Source organism: Leptospira fainei serovar Hurstbridge str. BUT 6 (assembly GCF_000306235.2).
GTDB lineage: Bacteria > Spirochaetota > Leptospiria > Leptospirales > Leptospiraceae > Leptospira_B > Leptospira_B fainei.
This window is the reverse complement of the sequence record NZ_AKWZ02000010.1, coordinates 542,181-560,694: the sequence shown is the minus strand read 5'-3', so window position 1 is coordinate 560,694 and position 18,514 is coordinate 542,181. Positions and strand designations below refer to the sequence as shown.

Genomic DNA, 18,514 nt, shown 5'->3' with positions numbered 1-18,514 from the left:
AGCATTGGATCTAAAGAAATACGGCGGGCGTCCTGGCCGGGAAAGTGTTATTCTCCGTTCTTTTTCTTTCGATCTGCGGATAAAGAACCTAAGTGAATTCCGCTTTCGGGAATTCCGTCTTCCTCGGTATATTTACGTAGGGCGTAAGTGACGGAAGCGAAGGCGATTTCTTCCCAAGGGATCTCGTCGGGTGAGAATAACTTCACTTCTTCGGATTCGGGACTTACGTCGAATTTTCCGTCCACGAGGTTTGCTAGGAAAAACATATAAATCTGGCTTATATGAGGAATACTATATACGGTATGGAGTCGGAGAATTTGAATTTGCGCGTTCGCTTCCTCGGAAGTTTCTCGAGAAGCGCCGTCTTCGACGGTTTCCCGATTTTCCAGAAATCCTGCGGGAAGAGTCCAATACCCTTTTCTAGGTTCTATCGCCCTCTTACATAGGAGAATCTTGCCTTCCCAAATCGGTATGCTTCCTACGATCACCTTCGGATTTTGATAATGAATGGTACCGCACGTTTCGCAGGTATACCGAGGAAGACTATCTCCTTCGGGGATCCTCAATGAAACTGCGGAACCGCAAACGCTGCAAAATTTCATGTCCGAGAAAACCGCCTCCAAGCTAGAATTGCCTCCACGAGTAGCCAGAGAGTGAGAAGAATCAAAGTTCCACCCACCGCCGCGAGCAGGTAATTCGGAGTTTTATCGAATAGGAATTCGTAAAAGTTCACGATCATCGCCCATAGGGTCGCAGTTAATACGAATAACATCGGAATAAACGAAACCCAAGTTTTTCGTTTCGAATACAATAAGTAAATCGTAACCACGAGTAAGGCCAAGCCTGCCAGCAATTGGTTTGTAGTCCCGAACAATTTCCAAAGAGCCAACCCGGCGGCTTTTTTCTTTCCTCCTTGTTCGACCTCGAGAAAGGCAAAAAAGGCGATCGCAAGGCAGGCGATTGTGCTTGAAATATATCGATTTCCTAATGTTTTCTTTAAAAAATCAACGCCCGTGCTTTCGGCAATTTCTTCCACGTTATAGCGCAGCAAACGAGTAGCCGAGTCTAAGGACGTTAATGCGAAGCTTACCACGATCAGTGCGATGAATCCTTGGGCAAATCCCTGATCGAATCCTAATTGAGAGATGAATCTACCGGTTCCGTAAATGTAAGCTCCGACTTGCGGGGCCAACCCTTGAATTCCCGCCCATGATTTATAGAAAGAAGACCACTCGGCGGCGGATGAAAAACCGATCGTGCAGGCGACGACCGAAGTAAGGCCTAGTAAAGATTCGCCGATCATTCCGCCGTAACCGATCGGTCGTGCATCCACTTCGCGATTTAATTGTTTGGCGGTGGTTCCGGAACTTACCAGAGCGTGAAATCCGGAAACGGCTCCGCAAGCGATCGTGATAAAGACGAAAGGCACTAAATCCAATCCGATCGATTCCGAACGAACCGCGTCCGCATTGAAAGAAGTGAATTCTCCGAATATGCTTCCCTTAATGAAACCCAGATATATGGCGATGATGCCGATGTATAAAAGAAAGGAATTAATATAATCGCGGCTTTGTAGCAGAAGCCAAATAGGTGTTACCGAAGCTAAAAATGCGTAGAGCAGAAGCAAAATTTTCCAGCTCGGAATGCTCGGAGATCTCTCAATATCTCCTAATCCAGTCCAAGACAGAACCGATTCGTTCATTCCGATAACCATCACGACTAATGTAAGGACCACCGAGAGTATCGTAAGCGGAGCAAGTTTGAACCCTTTCTTAAAATGTAACCAACCGACCAATAGAGCTAGAAGCATGAGTCCGACGGTCGGAATCACTGCTTCAGGGAAATTACTTCTTAATTGAATAGGAGAAGGGCTCTCGACTCGAATTTCATCGGAATGAGTATGGACTGCAGGAATCTTTTCTTCCTGAACGGAAACGGTCGGCTTGGGATTTTGGGGGACTATTTTCTTCCCCGCCGAAAACATTTCTGCAAGCACAATGACGAATACGCCCATCGCGAGGGCCACCAGGAAAAAAATAATTGCATGGAACAAACTCCTGGCTCGCGGCCCCAATAAATCTTGTGCCACTTGGCCGATGGACTTCCCTTCGTTACGAACGGAAACGACTAAAGCTCCAAAATCATGAACGCATCCGATAAAAATCGCTCCAAAAACGACCCAAAGCATAGCCGGAAGCCAACCCCAAATCACCGCAACGGCCGGTCCTAGAATAGGAGCCAATCCAGCTATCGAGGCATAATGGTGACCGAATAGGATCGACGGTTTGGTAGGAAGGTAGTCTACCCCATCGTTGTATCTATGCGCCGGAGTATCCCCTGTCGTATCTTTTAGCTGGAAAACGGATCTAGATAGATATCCGGAGTAGAATTTATAGCCTAAAAAATATAGGAAGAAACATCCGAGAACGGTAATAAGGGGTAGCATGGGGGAAAGGTCTTTCCTTACCCGGCACCGATCAAACCTTTTTTACCGGGAAAAGGATTGGACAATCAACCTCAAAGAAACAGGGTCTAATTTAGGGACCTGATGTGACGGCGAAAAGTTTCGATCAAGTGAAGTCCTCTATCGAGGATATACTTTTTGAAATCCAATCCTCTAGTACGGATTGTGAATGGTATATTTCTGCCGACAAAATAATCGAAATATTGGATATCAGAAGGGAGGATTATTATAAGATCCTCTACGCACTTCGGGCCGACATGGCGTATTCTTCGAAAGGTGCGCAAGGGTTTCGGGAATCCAGAGCGGATATTCTGGTTCTTCTTTTAGGCAAGATTTTAAAGATCGAAGGACTAGAGCACGAATTTGCGAAAGCAGGCGTTTATTTCGACGATGTTTATCTCGAGGAACTTCGAGTTCATTTAAAAGAAATCGTCATCGCTAAATTGGACAAACACGATCTGGATAAAGAGCTGCTCCTGCTCTTGATTTCCTCCACTAAGAGATTTGAAGACGCTTTCGATTCCTACTTCGACGATAAATTCGATCTAGGACGTTTAGTCGATAATGGAATTGCGGAATTTTTGGATCGGAAATCCATCCCGGCCGATTACGGAGCGGATGTTTTCCTTCGAAAGTACTTTTACCAAATCTTAAATACGAAGGTGTTTCCGCTTCGGGAGTTCACGGCAGAATATAGGGATCGTGCCTATTATGAAATTTTCGGTCGTTTCCGAAAAGATGAACAAAAGAAGAAAAAAACCAAAGCCCAAAACCGTAGATCAAGGGTCGTAAATTCTTATGAAGAGGACGAAGAGACACGTCGTCATAGAGAATTTTTGGGATTGGCAGAAGAATACGACGGCGGGGATCTTAGGAAGAAGTACAAGGAATTAATTAAGAAATATCATCCCGACGTAAATAAGGACGGTCTTGAAATGACCCAGAGGATCGTCGCTTCGTATAACTATCTCGTCATGAAAGGAAGAAACGAATAGGCGTTTCTTCATTCAATAACGGATTTATTAATTACGGGATCACGGTTTTCTTGGGTAGCTTTGCCCATTGGTTATCCGCTTTCTTTATATTTCCCGGAATGTCCCGACTCCAAAATCCGTTTACTTTTTCATTATAGTTCAGATATAGCTTTCCCTCTACGATTTTCCATGCCTTCGGATCGATTTCATAAGTTTCGCCGTCGCGCATTGCGTAGGCACAATATCCGCCGTATTGAGGGGCGTAATTTTCCGGTTTTTTCTTAAATGCATTCAAGTTCTTCTGCGAAGAGAATTTCCATTTCGCTCCGTTCCAAGTGGTTTGAAATTTTTCATCTCCCGCTACCGCCTTGCTTTCCGAAAAATAAGCTACAGGATCATAACCGCGAATCGCAATTAAACCATCTGCTTTGAATACCGGATCAACAGTCTGCCCACCGCTGCAGGCGACGAAAAGTACGAAAAAAGGAAAAAGAAAATGTGACTTGTTCATGTAACAAGCTTCGTTCTAAATCGAAGTAAGTTACGTACGTCTTCAATCAGTATGATAAATTCTCGGCTTTATCCGCGCGGGCATTCGTATTTTTTCGATAAAATCCCCGCCCTTTTGGGCGGGGGCCGGAGCGAAGCGGTGGAAAATGTCGCATATCATAAAATTCAATATCTTACAATTCTTTTTTATTCCGGAGATTTGTGGGAGTTCCACCTGGATTCTATGCTAGTTCGTTTTATCAAGGGTCTAAAAATGGATGCAGATACGGAAGTGATCTCGAATCTTCCTTGTACGGTTCAAGGTTAGGAGGCGTGGTAAATGATGCCGATTCAGAAAAATAAAATTCAACCGATCGATTCTCTCGATCGGTTGGGGATAGGTGTCGGCCTTCGATCGGAACATTATCCGTACTTACGGGAAAAGAAACCGGTTAGAATTTCTTGGTTCGAAGCGATTTCCGAGAATTATATGGACTCGGAAGGAAAACCTCTGGTCATGTTAGAGGAGGTTCGGAAGGATTTTCCCGTCGCGTTGCACGGAGTGTCTCTATCATTACTCGGAGAATCTTTTCCGAATTCCCGTTACATGGATAGATGGAAGTCCTTGATAGAAAGAATCGATCCCGTGATCGTTTCGGATCATCTTTGCTGGACGGATAACGGCGGTCATTATTTGCACGACCTGCTCCCATTTCCGTTTACCAAAGGATTTCAAAAACTTGCCATCGAAAGAATCGAAAAAATTCAAGAGTTCCTGGGAAGGAGAATCCTGATTGAAAACGTTTCGACATACCTCCGATTTCGTTCGGACGAAATGACGGAATGGGAATTTTTAACGGGGGTTCTCAAAGGGAGCGGTTGCGGCTTATTATTGGATTTAAATAATGTTTACGTTAATTCGTTTAATCATGGTTTTTCTGCGAATCAATTTTTGGACGGGATTCCTTGGGATTCGGTAGGACAAATTCATATAGCCGGATTTACCGATACGGGTGAGTTTTTGTTCGATACGCATTCAAAACCGGTGTCCAAATCGGTTTGGGATCTAATGGCCGCATATTCCGAGAAAATCCAAGCTATCCCGGTATTACTGGAATGGGATGCCGATATCCCTCCATTTCCGGAATTGGAAATGGAGGCCTTGAAAGCCGCGGAATTCCTATCGATTGGAACGATATGAACGAGAATACTTTTCGAGAGCAGTTTGCTAATTCCATTCTGACTTCGAATTGGAAAAATCCATTACGGAAGGAAATCCTTCCCGCAGCACGACTGAATGATGTTTCGGCTTTAGAAATTTATTCCTCCGGATATACCGTAAGGTTAACCGAAGCATTAAGTGAAATTTTTGAAACAGTTTGGCGAGTTTTGGGGGACGAGGAATTCTTTGCAGTTGCGGAAACGTTTCTACATAATGTCCCTTCCATCTCCTATAATTTATCGAATTACGGGAAAGAGTTTCCCGCCTACCTAGAACGGAAATTTCCGAAAATCTTATTCTTGAAGGAATTGGCGGAATTCGAATATTTATTTGCCCAACTTTTCCACAGACCGGCCGGCCCGACGGTCGATCCGAAACATTCTTTGGAAGGAAAAGAACCGGGAGATCTTCGGTTTATTTTTTCCGACACGGCAATTTTCTTGAAAAACGATTTTCCAGTTTACGGCCTATGGAAGAAGAGAAAGGAGGAATCCTGCCAAATTCCGGAAGAAAAAAGTGCCGAATTTTTATTAATGGGTAAAAAGGGAAATGATATTCGAACGGAAGTTCTCGATGAATGGGGGTGGACGTTCGGTAAACGACTACAGGAAAATAGAACCCTCCTCGAGGCAGTGGAGATGACTGGAGTTCCACCGTCGGGAACTAAAACCGTCGCGGATTTTTTATCCACTTTGATTCGAGGAGGGTTCCTAAAGGATATTAAGATTTCTTAAAGGTTCCTTTTTTTGCGTCGCAATCCTTCTTGGTAAGTGAAAGCCAGCCGTGGCCTTTGCAGGAATTTTTTCCCGCGCAAGAATGTCCTTTACCGCCGCAATCTCCCGTTCCCTTGCAGGAATTAATTCCATGGCATTCTCCCTTCGAGTCGGATCCGGTTTTATCCTCAGCGATGGCTCCTGTCGTCAATAAGCCGGTCAACGCGGCTCCAATCAGTAAATGTTTAGTTAGGTCGTTCATTCGATTTCTCCGTTTTGAAATTCGGAAAGGAGTTCGTTTGTTACGAACTGAAGCACTTCCGTTAATCTTTTGTTAATTCGATTTGATGGAGAAATGGTTACAAAGTTCTATAAATGTGAAAAGGATAATTTCGATTTAGTTCGGAATTGAATGGGAAAAAGGGAAAACTAGGGCGTCGGTTGAGATTGTGGTTAGTCGAAAGATTGCAAGGCGGGAACGAAATCGATCCCGCCTGCGCGATCCTATTATTCGGGAATTGCTTCGCCTTCAATGCGAATGGAAACTTCTTCCCCGACCAATAAGCCGCCGGTTTCAAGAGTCTTATTCCAAGTTAAGCCGAAATCTTTTCTATTGATTTTGGTTTCCGCTTCGAAAGCAAGGTGAGTGTTTCCCCACGGATCTTTTGCGGAACCGCCGTATTTTACTTCGAGTACGACCGGCTTGGTCACTCCTTTAATCGTCAATTCTCCGGCCACTTTAGATACTCCGCCTTTCTTAACGGCTGCTTTGGTTGCCTTGAACGCGATGGTGGCAAATTCGCCAGCATCAAAGAAATCTTTTCCTTTCAGATGTTTATCACGATCTGCGTCATTCGTGGAAATGGAAGCAGCCTGGATCGTAACTTCTAAGCCGGTTAAGCTGTTGGTTTTTTCGTCGAAAGCGAATTTGCCATTATATTCCTTGAATGTTCCAGGAACGTTGGAGATAGCAAGGTGTTTTACTTTGAAGCCGACGGAAGTATGAGCGTTGTCTAACTTAAAGTTGCCAGCCTGTACGCTAGTAAGAGCGAATGCTCCGACCAACAGGACGAATAGAATATTTTTTTTGTTCATAGGTAATTACCTGACTCAAATGGAGTTTGATTTGGATAGTTCAACTTGTAATAGTTTAAATTACAAGTATTTTTTGGAAAATACCGGGCTGGAATTTTTCGCGAAAGAGGTGCCATCCTCCGTTTTTTTCAGTAATTGCTTTACTCTTCCAGATTTTTGTGGATGAGGTCAATCCCATTGACTATCTTGTCTTATCCGTTTCGGTCGGTATCAAAATTGCACGGCCCATTCGAACTAAGGGAAGTATTAAGTGCGTGATAAGAATCTAAAAGCCTTTCTCGTTTTTGCCGCCGCGTACATAGGTTTACTAATTTGGCTCAAACCGTGGAACGGTTTTTTTTCCGATTCATTATTAAAAATTCATGAATCCTATTCTCTCGTCGTTTCCGGCCTTCATTCGGAATTGCTTTGGTATCCGGGAAAGGCTATCGATCCGAATTATGAATTTTTTCTTTGGCAGGGTAGATATTCATTTAAGTCCGCAGAGGGGTTTATCGGAGTTTTCCCGATTTTCCTGTCGGTGTTATATCTTCCACTGACTAGTTGGGAAGCTTTTTCGCTAATCCCTTTCTTCGGCGCGATCTTTCATTTGTTTTCGGCATGGATCTTGCGAAATCATTGGAAATTATCCTGGTTCTGGACCGCATTTGCCTTCTTTGGAACGTACGTTTTTCTGATGGGGCCGGACGCCTCCGAACATCCGATCCTTTTATTTCTACTTCTTTTAGGCATTACGCAATTTTTCAAATTCGAACGCAAAGGGATGATATTCGCCGGTTTGCTTTTCGGCCTTGGAGTTTGGCTACGTCCTGAGACATTAGTTTTTTTCGCTTCGTTCTGGATTGCCGGTCGGATTAGTTTCGGAAAAAATTGGCTGCGAAAATCTTTTTACTTCTCATTATCTTTTTCCTTAATCGTTTTCTTATTCTTCTTATTTAATTTTTGGGATTATCATCATATTTTAGGACCTCGGGTTTCAGAAAATTTTAAGCCGGATCCAGGGGTTGACGGAACTCTTTTTCGCTGGGCTTGGGATATTCTAATCGGGTCGTATGCGATGCCCGGATTTCTATTGTATTTGCCGGTATTTGCGATATTGGCAGGCAGAATTTTCTTCGTTTGGTCTAAAATCAATTCCGTAGAAAAAACTTTATTTTGCACACTTTGCATTTTTATTCCTGCGGTTGCGATTTTATCTCCCAATAACGGAATCTCCAATTGGGGACCCAGATATCTTGGACTGTCCTTATTCCCGCTCACAATCCTCCTTTCAAGAATCTGGGCGATCTCAGATTGGAAGACCATACGGTTTTCGGGTTTCGCGAACGGCATCGGTAACCTGCTATTACTTTATTCTTTTCTAATGAGTTTTGCCGGGATCTTGATTTATAGAGCTAGTATCCGCCAAATTCAGGACACGCGACTGGTTTCCAAAAATGGAAATCCGGATATACTGATCTATTCGGACGCCGTTCTTTGTAACTCGACCGGGACCGAATATTTTAAAAAAATCGTCCTATGTTCCCCAAATGGAATTTCCTCCGAGAGGGTCCAAAAGTTATTAAACGACATATCCAAATCTTACAAAGGCAAGCGACTAGGTTTTATTTCGTACGGAGAAAAAGCCTACAAGATGGCTTCCGAAGAGAGAAACGGAGCAGGCAATGTCCGAGAATATTTATCAGCGGTGCTTTCAGAAAAAAAGAATCGAGACTTTTGGCTCGATTCTTTACGGACGAGATTCGGAGAAGAAAATCTTGATTCGAGAAAAATTTGGGAATATAGGGAATATATAATTAAATAAGAGTTCTCTATATTAAAAAAGGGTAAATTATCCGAAAAGATTATATCTGACTATGCAGTAGATGGCGCGAAATCCGTCTTTCCACCCGATTTTTTTACCTTCCGCGTAAGTTCTGCCGTAATAGGATATGCCCACTTCGTATATGCGAATTCCGGGAATCTTAGCTATCTTTGCCGTAATCTCCGGTTCAAACCCGAATCGGTTCTCTTTAATATGGATGCTTTGAATAATTTCCCGGCGAAAGGCTTTGTAGCATGTTTCCATATCGGTAAGATTGATATTCGTAAACATGTTTGAAAGAGTGGTTAATACCAAATTTCCGAGTCTGTGCCAATAATAAACGACTCTATGCGGACGATTTCCCATGAAGCGACTTCCGAAAACGACGTCCGCTTTTCCCTTATAAATCGGGTCTATGACGATAGGAATTTCAAAAGGATCGTATTCGAGATCCGCATCCTGCACTATGACTATATCGCCCGTCGCCGATTGAAATCCGGTTCTAAGTGCGGCTCCTTTTCCTTGGTTTTTTTCATGAAGAACCAATCGGTCGTACAGCTTCTTAAAAGCGGGTGTTTGCAATAATTCTCGAGTGCCATCGGCGGAATAATCATCGACGACGATGATTTCTTTGTCTTTGAAAGGGACTTTGCGAACCGTTTCCAAGATGTTTTTAATGGTTTGTTTTTCGTTGTAACAGGGAATAACGATGGAAAGTTTCATTTAGGATCCAGGCCCACTAGTTCGCTCATTCGGAAATCCCGGATGATGTTTTCGACGCGGACTATTATTTTCTCTAACGCGATGCCGAAAAGCAAATTCTTATATGCTTCTGCGGCTTTCGGAAATTCTCGTTCGGACACTTGTACCGTCATTCGATCGCTCACCCGATTTTTTTCGATACAGTCCTTAATGGTTTGCATCAACTTCGCCAAAGCTATTGACACTTCTTTCAGGATATTCTGACTATCGCGCTCCATGCTAGATTGGTTTCCATTGGCGTCTAACAACGCTTTAATGTGTTCCGCGATTCGTAAAGATGGCATTCCTCTTCTGGAAACCCCGATTCTTTCAATCATTGCGAGAGAATCTTGGAAGGAGGAAAATTCGGGAGTTCCCCGGAAAATATGGATTAAAACAGGATATTCCGTTTCTGCGAAGTTAGTCATTGCTCCGTAAAAGTATCTCATCTCCGTTCTCGCCAAAGGATGAAAATCGATTCTCGGGTACTTGGAAAGTTTTTCTTCCTGCTCATCCAAGATCCGATTGATCGTATCCCCTTTGGAAGCGTTGCGCCGCTCCACTAGTTCCCGGTGTTTTTCCTTTACTTTTTCTAAAAAGCCGACCTCGTCCTTCAGGAATTTTTCCAGATTTCCCCGATGCTTTAGGGTTTGGATATACCTGTCTTCAAAACCTTTATTGTCGAAAAGTTTCGGACTCTGTTGAGCGCCTTCCCGGTATTCAGACCGGATTTTTTCCACGATTTTTTTGAGTTCTTCGTCAGTGAGAGCCATGCGGAAGGTTCTACCCTTCGCTATCGACCCATTTTTGCAAGGATATAAGTAGTGCCCCTACATCCTCCGAGCAATATAATAAAGCGCTCCTAGCGTCTTTAAACATTTGCTGCTGGTTATAGGCGATTTGCTTAAGGTGGTTATCATTCTTAGTATTTAAAACGTTCAAAGTATCGAGCATCATTTTCTTCAATTTTTTTGTTAGGGAAAGCAGCATTTCCTGCATTTCCCAGCGGATCACGAGTTGTAATTTCTCATGATCGCCGGATCTCGACTGAAGCGCCTGCTTTCTGCCCGATTCATACTTTGCAACATAGTAGGTAATCGATCTCGGGAAAGCCGTCAATTCCTTATGATAATTCAGGATCTTGTCTAATTTTTGAAAAAACTCCAGATCGTATTCCCGATTAAGATTGCCGATGATGTTTTTATTCTCCGACGGATCCCCGGTTGCTTCAAAGATCTTAGAGTTGCGAATATTATTCAGAACTGATTCGATTCTTTCCTTAATTCGCTGAACTCCGGCAAGAGTATCTTCGATAAATTTCGTTTCCCGTCCGGAATTATCTTCCGAGGGTTCGATAAAAAACGGAGTATCGTCCTTTTCGTCGACGGCAGTATTTCTACTTTCCATAATATTCAAATCGATTTTAGAAAGATCGAATTTGTCGAAATTAGCCGGAGACGTTTTTGCGACCGCTTCGGAGAGATCTGCCGCTGATGCGACCATTTCGGCTTCGCGAGCAGGAATTCCTTCCGAGTTGGCCGGAGCGATTGCCTTCGCTTCCTTCGCCTTTTCCACAAGGGCGTCTATCCATTCGGTATTTTGTTGTTTTGTATTCTTTAAGAGGGTTGATAGTTTTTCCAGATCCAAAGGAGGAGATACTTTTCCGGATTTCGGTTTAGGGCGTTGCGGCGGAAGAGCTTCGGACGCTTTCTGTAACGTTATTCGAACTAATTCCGCTTTGCGGCTTTCTTTATTAAAGCGGACCGCATACCGATTGCCGAGACGATCCATATACTTCGTGCCCAATTGCGATAGGGAAAGCTTATTCGGATCGATCTGATTGATCGAATTTACGAGTATATATTGAGATTCTTGTCCTGGAATCATAATGAATTCGTTCTTAGCGACGTAACGATTCGACGGCAACATGCCCGCAAAAAATACCGACCTTTTTTTATTTGAAGGGGTTTTTTAAGTGGAAGGAAAGAAAAAAATTTCCAATCATCAAATTCTCGTAACGAATAATCGAAATGAGGTTCTTATAGCTCCCCTATTTAAGTGATTTTTCATGAAGAAATCCGAACCTTCTTTAAATGAATGTTCCGCCGGGCGTATTCAACCTGTTCGAATCCTCGTATTTATTGCACGTTTAACCTTTTGTATTTCCTAACGAGAACTTCATACTCTAATAAACCGAGGTTGGATTCTAAGGATTTTACCTTCGCCGGCCGAGAAAAGGAGGAGCTCGTAGGAGAAATAATAGAAATGCTTCTTTTCGGAGAAAATCGAGGACCGGGAGAATACATAATTAAAGTGTCACATTATAATGAAATCATCCAAAGGTAAAAAACCGCATTGACACTAAAGAAAGATGCGAAAACCTGGATAACATCCCTCTATAGGAAGGTCGATCCTTGGCGAACATAAAGTCTTCAGAAAAAGATATCCGTAGGACTAAGCGCAGAAATGCGGCAAATTCCCAGAATCGGAATCGCCTTAGGACCCAAGCAAAAAAGATCCTAAAGGCCATCCAAGATGGTGAAAAGGAAGCGCTTAAAACCCTTTATAAGGAATACGCTTCTCTTCTCGATAAAGCAGCCAAAACCAACCTCATCCACTCTAAAAACGCTGATCGTAAGAAGAGTCGGATGGCATTGCGCATTAATAACCAAGCTGCCACCGCGTAAAGACCGTTTTCATAACGGGCGATTAGCTCAGCTGGGAGAGCGCCTCCCTTACAAGGAGGATGTCGGCAGTTCGATCCTGTCATCGCCCATGTCATTTTTTAATTTCAAGAGATTCTATCCGGAACCATGGCTTTAGATCCACGATCACCGGTTTTCCAACATCCCGATTTGATGGTTTCCGTCTCCGGAATCCGGGGAATTATTCCAACGGGACTCAGTTCCGACGTCATCTATGACGCCCTCCGTGCTTTCGGCACCTGGCTAAAAGGCAATACTGTCGTAATTGGTCGTGATTCTCGCCCGAGCGGAGCTTTCATTGAAAGCATCGCGATTGGCGTTATGCAAGGAATGGGGAAGAACGTAATTCTCCTGGGTGTAGTTCCTACTCCGACCGTAAAAGCGGTCGTAAACCAAACCAAAGCTGCGGGGGGAATCATGATCTCCGCGTCGCACAATCCCGTAATTTGGAACGCTTTCAAGTTCATAGGACCTGGCGGCTTCTTTACCGGTGCAAGTGACCTGGAAGAAATTCTAGACGTCGTTAGAACCGAGAGTTATAAGCCCTTCCAATTTAAGCCGAATTCAAAAGTGGAAGAAGGTCGGGACAAAATCCAAGGGCATATCGATTCCGTGCTCGCTAGAGTTAATGTCGCCGGCATTAAGAAGAAAAAATATTCCGTTTTCCTCGATGCGGTAAACGGAGGCGGAAGCTTCGTTTTACCCGAATTATTAAAGAGTTTAGGCTGCAAGGTGATTGCACTGCATTGTAAACCGGATGGGACGTTTCCTCGTCCGCCCGAACCGACTCCGGATGCACTACGTCAATCCTCGAGGGCTATGAGACAATCGGGGGCAGATGTTGGGTTTGCTTTGGATCCGGACGCGGATCGCCTGGTGATATTGACTCCGAAAAAAGGAGCAATTTCCGAGGAATACACTTTGCCGCTGAGCTTTTTGTCTTACCTTGCTTCCAATAAAGTTCCAAAGCGCGCCTCCCTCACGGTTAACCTATCCACAAGCTTCATCAATGATTGGGTTGCGTCATCTGCAGGAATTCCGACATTTCGCTCTAAAGTCGGCGAGGCCAACGTTGTGTCGGAAATGATACGGCGAAAATCGGTGTTTGGTGGGGAAGGGAACGGTGGAGTGATAGATCCGGCAATTCCTTCTTTTGGTCGAGATTCGCTTTCCGGGGTGGCACATGTCTTGAATCTGCTTGCCCTGAAGGGAGAAGCAGTCGATTCTGTGCTGAGCGGTCTTCCAGCAGTGCATATGCGAAAAATCGCCTATAAAATCAGCGGTAAAAAACCGGAGCAGATCTATTCCCAATTCAGAAACGAATTTCCGGATCATGGAGAAGATATCAGGGATGGTTTGCGCTTATCCTCCGAGGATTCCTGGATTCATATTCGTCCGTCGAATACTGAACCTATCTTGAGGGTCATCGCCGAAGCTCGAACGAAAAAAGATCTTTCTGCTTTGATAGAAACGGCAGGAAAGATTATGGAGAATTCATAAGTATGTGTGGAATCGTAGGATACGCCGGTGATAAAAATGTAGAGTCCGTTTTGGTGGTAGGGCTCATCAGCTTGGAATACCGGGGATACGATTCTGCGGGAATTGCAGTCTTGGACAAGGGTGAAATCCAAGTTCGTAAGCAAAAGGGTAAAATCAAGGATCTTGAGAATTATCTAAAAGAGCATCCGGTTCGCGGAAACGTAGGTATAGGCCATACTCGTTGGGCGACTCACGGCGAGCCGAGCCAAATTAATGCCCACCCCCATACCGATTCGAAGGGAATCGTGGCCGTCGTTCATAATGGAATTATAGAAAATTACGGAGAACTCCGTCAGGAACTAAAACACCAAGGTCATGTTTTTCACAGCATGACGGATACGGAAGTGCTGCCGAATCTCTTGGCCGAAAGTCGAAAGAGGGGAAAATCCAATAAGGAAGCTTTCTTAGAATTGTTTTCTAAGGTCGACGGGAAATGGGCCATTGCGGTGGTTTTCGATAACGAGCCTGAACGCGTTTATTTTGCCCAAGATGGAGCTCCTTTACTGATCGGAAAAGGCAAAGAAGAATATTATCTCGCGTCGGATATCTCTCCTTTGACTCGCAATTGTCGGGAAGTTTACTATATCAATTCGAAAGAATGGGGATACTTTACAAAAACCGAATGCAAGATTTTCGGATTCGACGGCGTTGAAAAAACTCTCGAATTCAAGAATCAAGAGATTAAATTCGAAGACGTGGATAAAGGCGGATATCCGCATTTCATGATTAAGGAAATCCACGAGCAGCCCGGAATTTTTAGAAGGATCATTCAATCTAGGATTTCGGATAACGGGGAAATACAATTTCCGGAAACCGCGATTTCGAGAGACGTACTTTCCAGAGTCAATAGAATTATCATTCAAGCCGCGGGAACGAGTTATTACTCGGGAATGCTCGGAAAACATTATCTTGAAAATTTTGCGAAGATTCAAACCGATACGGAAACTTCCTCCGAATTCAGATACCGTAATCCCGTAGTCGAAGGCGATACTTTAATTATCGGAATTTCCCAATCGGGTGAAACTGCCGATACTCTCGCTTCGATTTTGGAAGCAAAGGCAAAGTTCATTAAAGTGGTATCTCTCGTAAATAACGTGAATTCTACCATTGCCAGAGAGTCGGATTCCTATATTAGAACCGATGCAGGACCGGAAATCGGAGTCGCGAGTACCAAAGCCTTCACGGCTCAAGTGATCAATCTTCTGTTATTTTCCTTATATGTCGCGAGATTGAAATGGATTATTTCCGAAGAGGAGCAGCGAGTTCTATTGGATGAAATTCGACTTTTACCCGGAAAAATGGATCAGATTCTAGCAAAGGCTCCTCTCTTGGAATCTTGGGCAGCTGATTTCACCAAAACCAAAGATTTCGTTTTTCTCGGAAGAACTTATAATCATCCGGTCGCACTTGAAGGCGCCTTGAAACTGAAGGAAGTTTCCTATATTCACGCTTCAGGATATGCAGGCGGTGAATTTAAGCACGGTCCGATCGCATTGATAACCAACGAAGTTCCCGTAGTTTGTCTCGCGACTAAATCGGAAATTTATTCTAAAATGCTTTCGAACATCCAGGAAATCAAAGCTCGAAACGGAATTATCATTTCGATCGTAACGGAAGGCGACAAAGAAGCTAGAGAGCTTTCCGATTATTGTTTTGAAGTGCCGGATTGCCCTGAAATTTTAAGCCCTATCCTGAACGTTCTACCTCTTCAACTTCTGGCATATTATTCTGCGGTAGCGAGAGGTTGTCCGCCGGATCAACCGCGAAACTTGGCTAAATCCGTAACCGTGGAATAACGATGGCGAGGGTCCAGAGAATCCTAATCGATGAGAGGGAAGTCCCCTCCGGTTTAAAGGCTTTAACGAGAGTTAGGTCTTTTACCGAAATTCGTGACGGAATTCTAACCCCGCTCGAGCGATTAAAGGCCCAATACGGAGAGGCAAAATTCTTCTACGCTCATTCTCTACCGATATTCGAAAAAGCTTTTTTAGAGCGGAATTCCAGAATCAATATCTACGATGGTCGCGATGTCGATTTGATCATTACACCCGAAGAATTCCTACCCTGGAAATTAATAGACGGGACGGGTCGGTCGATAGAGCAGGATATCGATTTGAATAAGGATCTACGAAAATGGATCCGAAAATTAAAGGTGAAATCCGGAGATTTTCAAATCGTAGGTAAATCCAAGCATTTGCACGTACATCCTTCTGCCAGTATTTTTCCGGGGGTCGTGATCGATGTCACCTCAGGACCCGTCATTATCGATAAGGATGTAAAAATTACTTCGTTTTCTTTTTTAGAAGGCCCGCTTTATATCGGCCCCGGCGCTCGGATCGATAACGCGAGAATAACCGGCGGTACGACGATCGGGCAGGCCTGCAGAATAGGCGGCGAAGTCGGCGAAAGCATTATATTAGATTATTCTAATAAACATCACGAGGGGTTTCTCGGCCATTCCGTCATCGGAAGCTGGGTGAATATCGGAGCCATGGCCACCACTTCCGACTTGAAAAACAATTACGGTATCGTAAAAATCAAAGAAGAAGACGTCGAATGCAACACCGGGTCGATAAAATTCGGATCCATCATCGGCGACTATTCGAAAGTCGGTATCGGTGTGATGTTGAATACTGGAACCGTCATTGATTTCGGCTGCAATATCGTCTCTTCGAGAGTCGGAGGTTATTTACCTCCTTTCTCATGGGTAAACGGAGAGCCGTATATACTTGATCTATTTTTACGCGACTCCAGAAAAATCATGGCTCGACGTAACCGAGAACTTTCTTCTTCCGAATCCGAACTCATTCGAGTCCTTTACGAAACTAAAGTACGCAAGTAGATTCTTCCTAGGAGGGAACCATGGAAGTTTTAGAATCGCAAATTCGCACGTCTTCGTCCGAATATAAAGAAAATTACGAGGATCTATCGAAGAGAGTAGAAGCGACTCGTCGGCTCTTGGAAAAAGTTAGAAAGGGCGGCGGAGATAAAGCGATTCAACGCCATAAGAGTCGTGGAAAGTTGACTGCACGTGAACGAGTGGAGGGTCTGCTTGATCCAGGTACTCCGTTCTTGGAATTTTCGGGATTGGCCGGGCAGGAAGTCTACGCCGATGAGGTCCCCGCCGCAGGTATCGTAACGGGAATCGGTAGAATTTGCGGAACTCCTTGCGTGATTGTCGCCAACGACGCTACGGTAAAAGGCGGGACTTATTATCCCATGACCGTGAAGAAGCATATTCGCGCTCAGGAGATCGCGAGGGAGAATCGTCTTCCTTGCATATACCTGGTCGATTCCGGGGGTGCGTTTCTTCCGATGCAGGACGAAGTTTTTCCCGACAAAGAACATTTTGGAAGAATCTTTTATAACCAAGCAAATCTATCGAGGGAAGGAATTCCTCAAATCTCGATCGTAATGGGAAGTTGCACTGCAGGCGGTGCATACATTCCCGCAATGTCGGACGAGTCCGTAATTGTACGCGGAAACGGCACGATCTTCTTAGGCGGCCCGCCGCTTGTTAAGGCGGCAACGGGAGAAATCGTTACTCCGGAAGAACTTGGTGGAGCGGACGTCCATTGTAGGATCTCCGGCGTAACGGATCATTTAGCGGAAAACGATACGCACGCCCTCGAAATCGCACGGCACATCGTTTCTACATTGGGTTCAGCGGGAAATTCGTTGATCCAATCCATTTCGTACGAAGAACCGCTATATCCTGCGGACGAAATTTACGGAATCATTCAGAAAGATATTCGCAAACCGTACGACGTGAGAGAAGTAATCGCTCGGATCGTAGACGGTTCTCGATTTCAAGAATTCAAGAAAAATTACGGTACGACTATCGTTACGGGGTTTGCAAATATTTACGGAAAGTTAGTCGGCATAGTCGCAAACAACGGTGTGCTTTTTTCCGAAAGTTCTCTCAAAGCGGCTCATTTTATCGAGCTTTGCAATCAGAGAGATATTCCTCTGATCTTTCTACAGAATATCACCGGTTTTATGGTCGGTAAGAAATATGAAAATTCCGGGATAGCGAAAGACGGTGCGAAGATGGTAAACGCGGTTTCGACTTCGGTGGTTCCGAAATACACTGTGGTGATCGGCGGTTCTTATGGTGCCGGGAATTATGGAATGTGCGGGAGAGCTTTCGGCCCGAGGTTCCTTTGGATGTGGCCCAACGCCCGTATTTCCGTTATGGGAGGTGAGCAGGCCTCGAATGTTTTGCTTACGGTAAAAATGGATCAACTGGAAAAAGAAGGAAAAACTTTGTCAGAGAAAGAACAGGAACTTTTTCGGAAACCCATTTTGGAAGATTACGAGAATCGTTCTTCTTATCTGTATTCTACTGCAAGGCTCTGGGATGATGGAGTTTTGGACCCGGCGCGAACTCGTGAATCGCTAGGCCTCGCGCTATATTCGGATCTTTCCGTGAGAGGGCAGAAGCCCTCCTATGCGATCTTTAGAATGTAATTTTTACGAATATTTCTATTTTATTTTTGTTTTTGGAAGCTTGACCAATAGTTGAGAGGTCCAATCTCCTCAAAATATCGGCAATTTCCCAAAATGTGCTTAATTAATAAGCAAAGTGCCGATCATCGTATTCTAAAACCCTTAAGAAACTTAGCCGCTGAGAGATAAATGGAAACTTAGGGCTAGAAAAACCCTTTCCAGATCAGTGTTTCGCCTTCTCTTCCTGGCGAATCGGTAAATTTACTTTTTTTTCCTCTTAATTCTAGTCCGGGTACTGTTTTTGCATTAGGGGGAGTAA

18 protein-coding genes and 1 tRNA gene are annotated in these 18,514 nt (G+C 44.2%); 11 read left to right on the top strand and 8 right to left on the bottom strand.

Translation table 11 applies throughout. From position 1 onward, the window contains the following. Nucleotides 1-47 precede the first annotated feature (47 nt). Nucleotides 48-602 (bottom strand): NUDIX hydrolase, encoded by a 555-nt coding sequence (locus tag LEP1GSC058_RS11735; protein ID WP_039948331.1) that lies wholly within the window; start codon nucleotides 600-602, stop codon nucleotides 48-50. Then, complete coding sequence (locus LEP1GSC058_RS11730; RefSeq protein ID WP_016549744.1) at nucleotides 599-2,446, bottom strand: carbon starvation CstA family protein; 1,848 nt, start codon at nucleotides 2,444-2,446, stop codon at nucleotides 599-601. Before LEP1GSC058_RS11730 ends, LEP1GSC058_RS11735 begins: the two co-directional genes overlap by 4 nt. A gap of 104 nt (nucleotides 2,447-2,550) precedes the next feature. On the opposite strand from LEP1GSC058_RS11730, the gene LEP1GSC058_RS11725 reads away from it, so the two are divergent. Further along, nucleotides 2,551-3,459, top strand: coding sequence for a J domain-containing protein (locus LEP1GSC058_RS11725; RefSeq protein WP_016550887.1), 909 nt, complete (start codon nucleotides 2,551-2,553; stop codon nucleotides 3,457-3,459). Between the two features lie 31 nt (nucleotides 3,460-3,490). Here the strand turns inward: LEP1GSC058_RS11725 and LEP1GSC058_RS11720 are convergent, their stop codons facing one another. Continuing rightward, nucleotides 3,491-3,949 (bottom strand): YHS domain-containing (seleno)protein, encoded by a 459-nt coding sequence (locus tag LEP1GSC058_RS11720; protein ID WP_016549586.1) that lies wholly within the window; start codon nucleotides 3,947-3,949, stop codon nucleotides 3,491-3,493. 51 nt (nucleotides 3,950-4,000) lie between these two features. On the opposite strand from LEP1GSC058_RS11720, the gene LEP1GSC058_RS11715 reads away from it, so the two are divergent. From LEP1GSC058_RS11715 to LEP1GSC058_RS11705, 3 genes are read left to right on the top strand one after another with little or no spacing between them, the layout of a single operon-like run. Continuing rightward, nucleotides 4,001-4,255 (top strand): hypothetical protein, encoded by a 255-nt coding sequence (locus LEP1GSC058_RS11715; RefSeq protein WP_016550318.1) that lies wholly within the window; start codon nucleotides 4,001-4,003, stop codon nucleotides 4,253-4,255. Nucleotides 4,256-4,270: 15 nt separating this feature from the next. After that, on the top strand, nucleotides 4,271-5,128 hold the full coding sequence (bufB, locus tag LEP1GSC058_RS11710) for an MNIO family bufferin maturase (RefSeq protein ID WP_051133823.1): 858 nt from the start codon (nucleotides 4,271-4,273) through the stop codon (nucleotides 5,126-5,128). Beyond that, nucleotides 5,125-5,883, top strand: coding sequence for an HvfC/BufC N-terminal domain-containing protein (locus tag LEP1GSC058_RS11705; RefSeq protein WP_016550613.1), 759 nt, complete (start codon nucleotides 5,125-5,127; stop codon nucleotides 5,881-5,883). Before bufB ends, LEP1GSC058_RS11705 begins: the two co-directional genes overlap by 4 nt. Here LEP1GSC058_RS11705 and bufA2 read toward each other — a convergent pair. Both bufA2 and LEP1GSC058_RS11695 read right to left on the bottom strand, forming a co-directional pair. Beyond that, nucleotides 5,870-6,124 (bottom strand): BufA2 family periplasmic bufferin-type metallophore, encoded by a 255-nt coding sequence (bufA2, locus tag LEP1GSC058_RS11700; RefSeq protein WP_016550648.1) that lies wholly within the window; start codon nucleotides 6,122-6,124, stop codon nucleotides 5,870-5,872. The genes LEP1GSC058_RS11705 and bufA2 overlap by 14 nt on opposite strands. A gap of 245 nt (nucleotides 6,125-6,369) precedes the next feature. Further along, complete coding sequence (locus LEP1GSC058_RS11695; RefSeq protein WP_016549945.1) at nucleotides 6,370-6,957, bottom strand: YceI family protein; 588 nt, start codon at nucleotides 6,955-6,957, stop codon at nucleotides 6,370-6,372. Between the two features lie 250 nt (nucleotides 6,958-7,207). Between LEP1GSC058_RS11695 and LEP1GSC058_RS11690 the strand changes: the two genes are divergently transcribed. Continuing rightward, a complete protein-coding gene (locus LEP1GSC058_RS11690) occupies nucleotides 7,208-8,761 on the top strand; it encodes an LA_3751/LA_3752 family putative glycosyltransferase (RefSeq protein WP_016549948.1) in 1,554 nt (517 codons plus the stop codon). A gap of 27 nt (nucleotides 8,762-8,788) precedes the next feature. Here the strand turns inward: LEP1GSC058_RS11690 and LEP1GSC058_RS11685 are convergent, their stop codons facing one another. The 3 genes from LEP1GSC058_RS11685 to LEP1GSC058_RS11675 are packed head-to-tail and all read right to left on the bottom strand — an operon-like array spanning nucleotide 8,789 to nucleotide 11,389. After that, a complete protein-coding gene (locus tag LEP1GSC058_RS11685; RefSeq protein ID WP_016549469.1) occupies nucleotides 8,789-9,484 on the bottom strand; it encodes a glycosyltransferase family 2 protein in 696 nt (231 codons plus the stop codon). Further along, nucleotides 9,481-10,275 (bottom strand): hypothetical protein, encoded by a 795-nt coding sequence (locus tag LEP1GSC058_RS11680; RefSeq protein ID WP_016549963.1) that lies wholly within the window; start codon nucleotides 10,273-10,275, stop codon nucleotides 9,481-9,483. Before LEP1GSC058_RS11680 ends, LEP1GSC058_RS11685 begins: the two co-directional genes overlap by 4 nt. A 10-nt stretch (nucleotides 10,276-10,285) precedes the next feature. Beyond that, nucleotides 10,286-11,389, bottom strand: a complete 1,104-nt coding sequence (locus tag LEP1GSC058_RS11675; RefSeq protein ID WP_039948600.1) for an LIC_10450 family protein — start codon at nucleotides 11,387-11,389, stop codon at nucleotides 10,286-10,288. A 527-nt stretch (nucleotides 11,390-11,916) separates the two neighbouring features. Between LEP1GSC058_RS11675 and rpsT the strand changes: the two genes are divergently transcribed. The 6 genes from rpsT to LEP1GSC058_RS11640 all read left to right on the top strand — a co-directional run bounded on the left by rpsT (nucleotide 11,917) and on the right by LEP1GSC058_RS11640 (nucleotide 18,216). Beyond that, nucleotides 11,917-12,189, top strand: coding sequence for a 30S ribosomal protein S20 (gene rpsT, locus LEP1GSC058_RS11665; protein ID WP_016550685.1), 273 nt, complete (start codon nucleotides 11,917-11,919; stop codon nucleotides 12,187-12,189). Nucleotides 12,190-12,205: 16 nt separating this feature from the next. Continuing rightward, nucleotides 12,206-12,278 (top strand) — tRNA-Val (locus LEP1GSC058_RS11660). 37 nt (nucleotides 12,279-12,315) lie between these two features. Further along, on the top strand, nucleotides 12,316-13,707 hold the full coding sequence (gene glmM / locus LEP1GSC058_RS11655; RefSeq protein ID WP_016550088.1) for a phosphoglucosamine mutase: 1,392 nt from the start codon (nucleotides 12,316-12,318) through the stop codon (nucleotides 13,705-13,707). A 2-nt stretch (nucleotides 13,708-13,709) separates the two neighbouring features. Continuing rightward, entirely contained in the window at nucleotides 13,710-15,542 is a 1,833-nt protein-coding gene (gene glmS / locus LEP1GSC058_RS11650) for a glutamine--fructose-6-phosphate transaminase (isomerizing) (RefSeq protein ID WP_016550886.1), read from the top strand. Nucleotides 15,543-15,544: 2 nt separating this feature from the next. Next, complete coding sequence (locus tag LEP1GSC058_RS11645; RefSeq protein WP_016550339.1) at nucleotides 15,545-16,588, top strand: GlmU family protein; 1,044 nt, start codon at nucleotides 15,545-15,547, stop codon at nucleotides 16,586-16,588. Nucleotides 16,589-16,608: 20 nt separating this feature from the next. Further along, on the top strand, nucleotides 16,609-18,216 hold the full coding sequence (locus tag LEP1GSC058_RS11640) for a carboxyl transferase domain-containing protein (protein ID WP_016550981.1): 1,608 nt from the start codon (nucleotides 16,609-16,611) through the stop codon (nucleotides 18,214-18,216). Nucleotides 18,217-18,514: the final 298 nt, after the last annotated feature.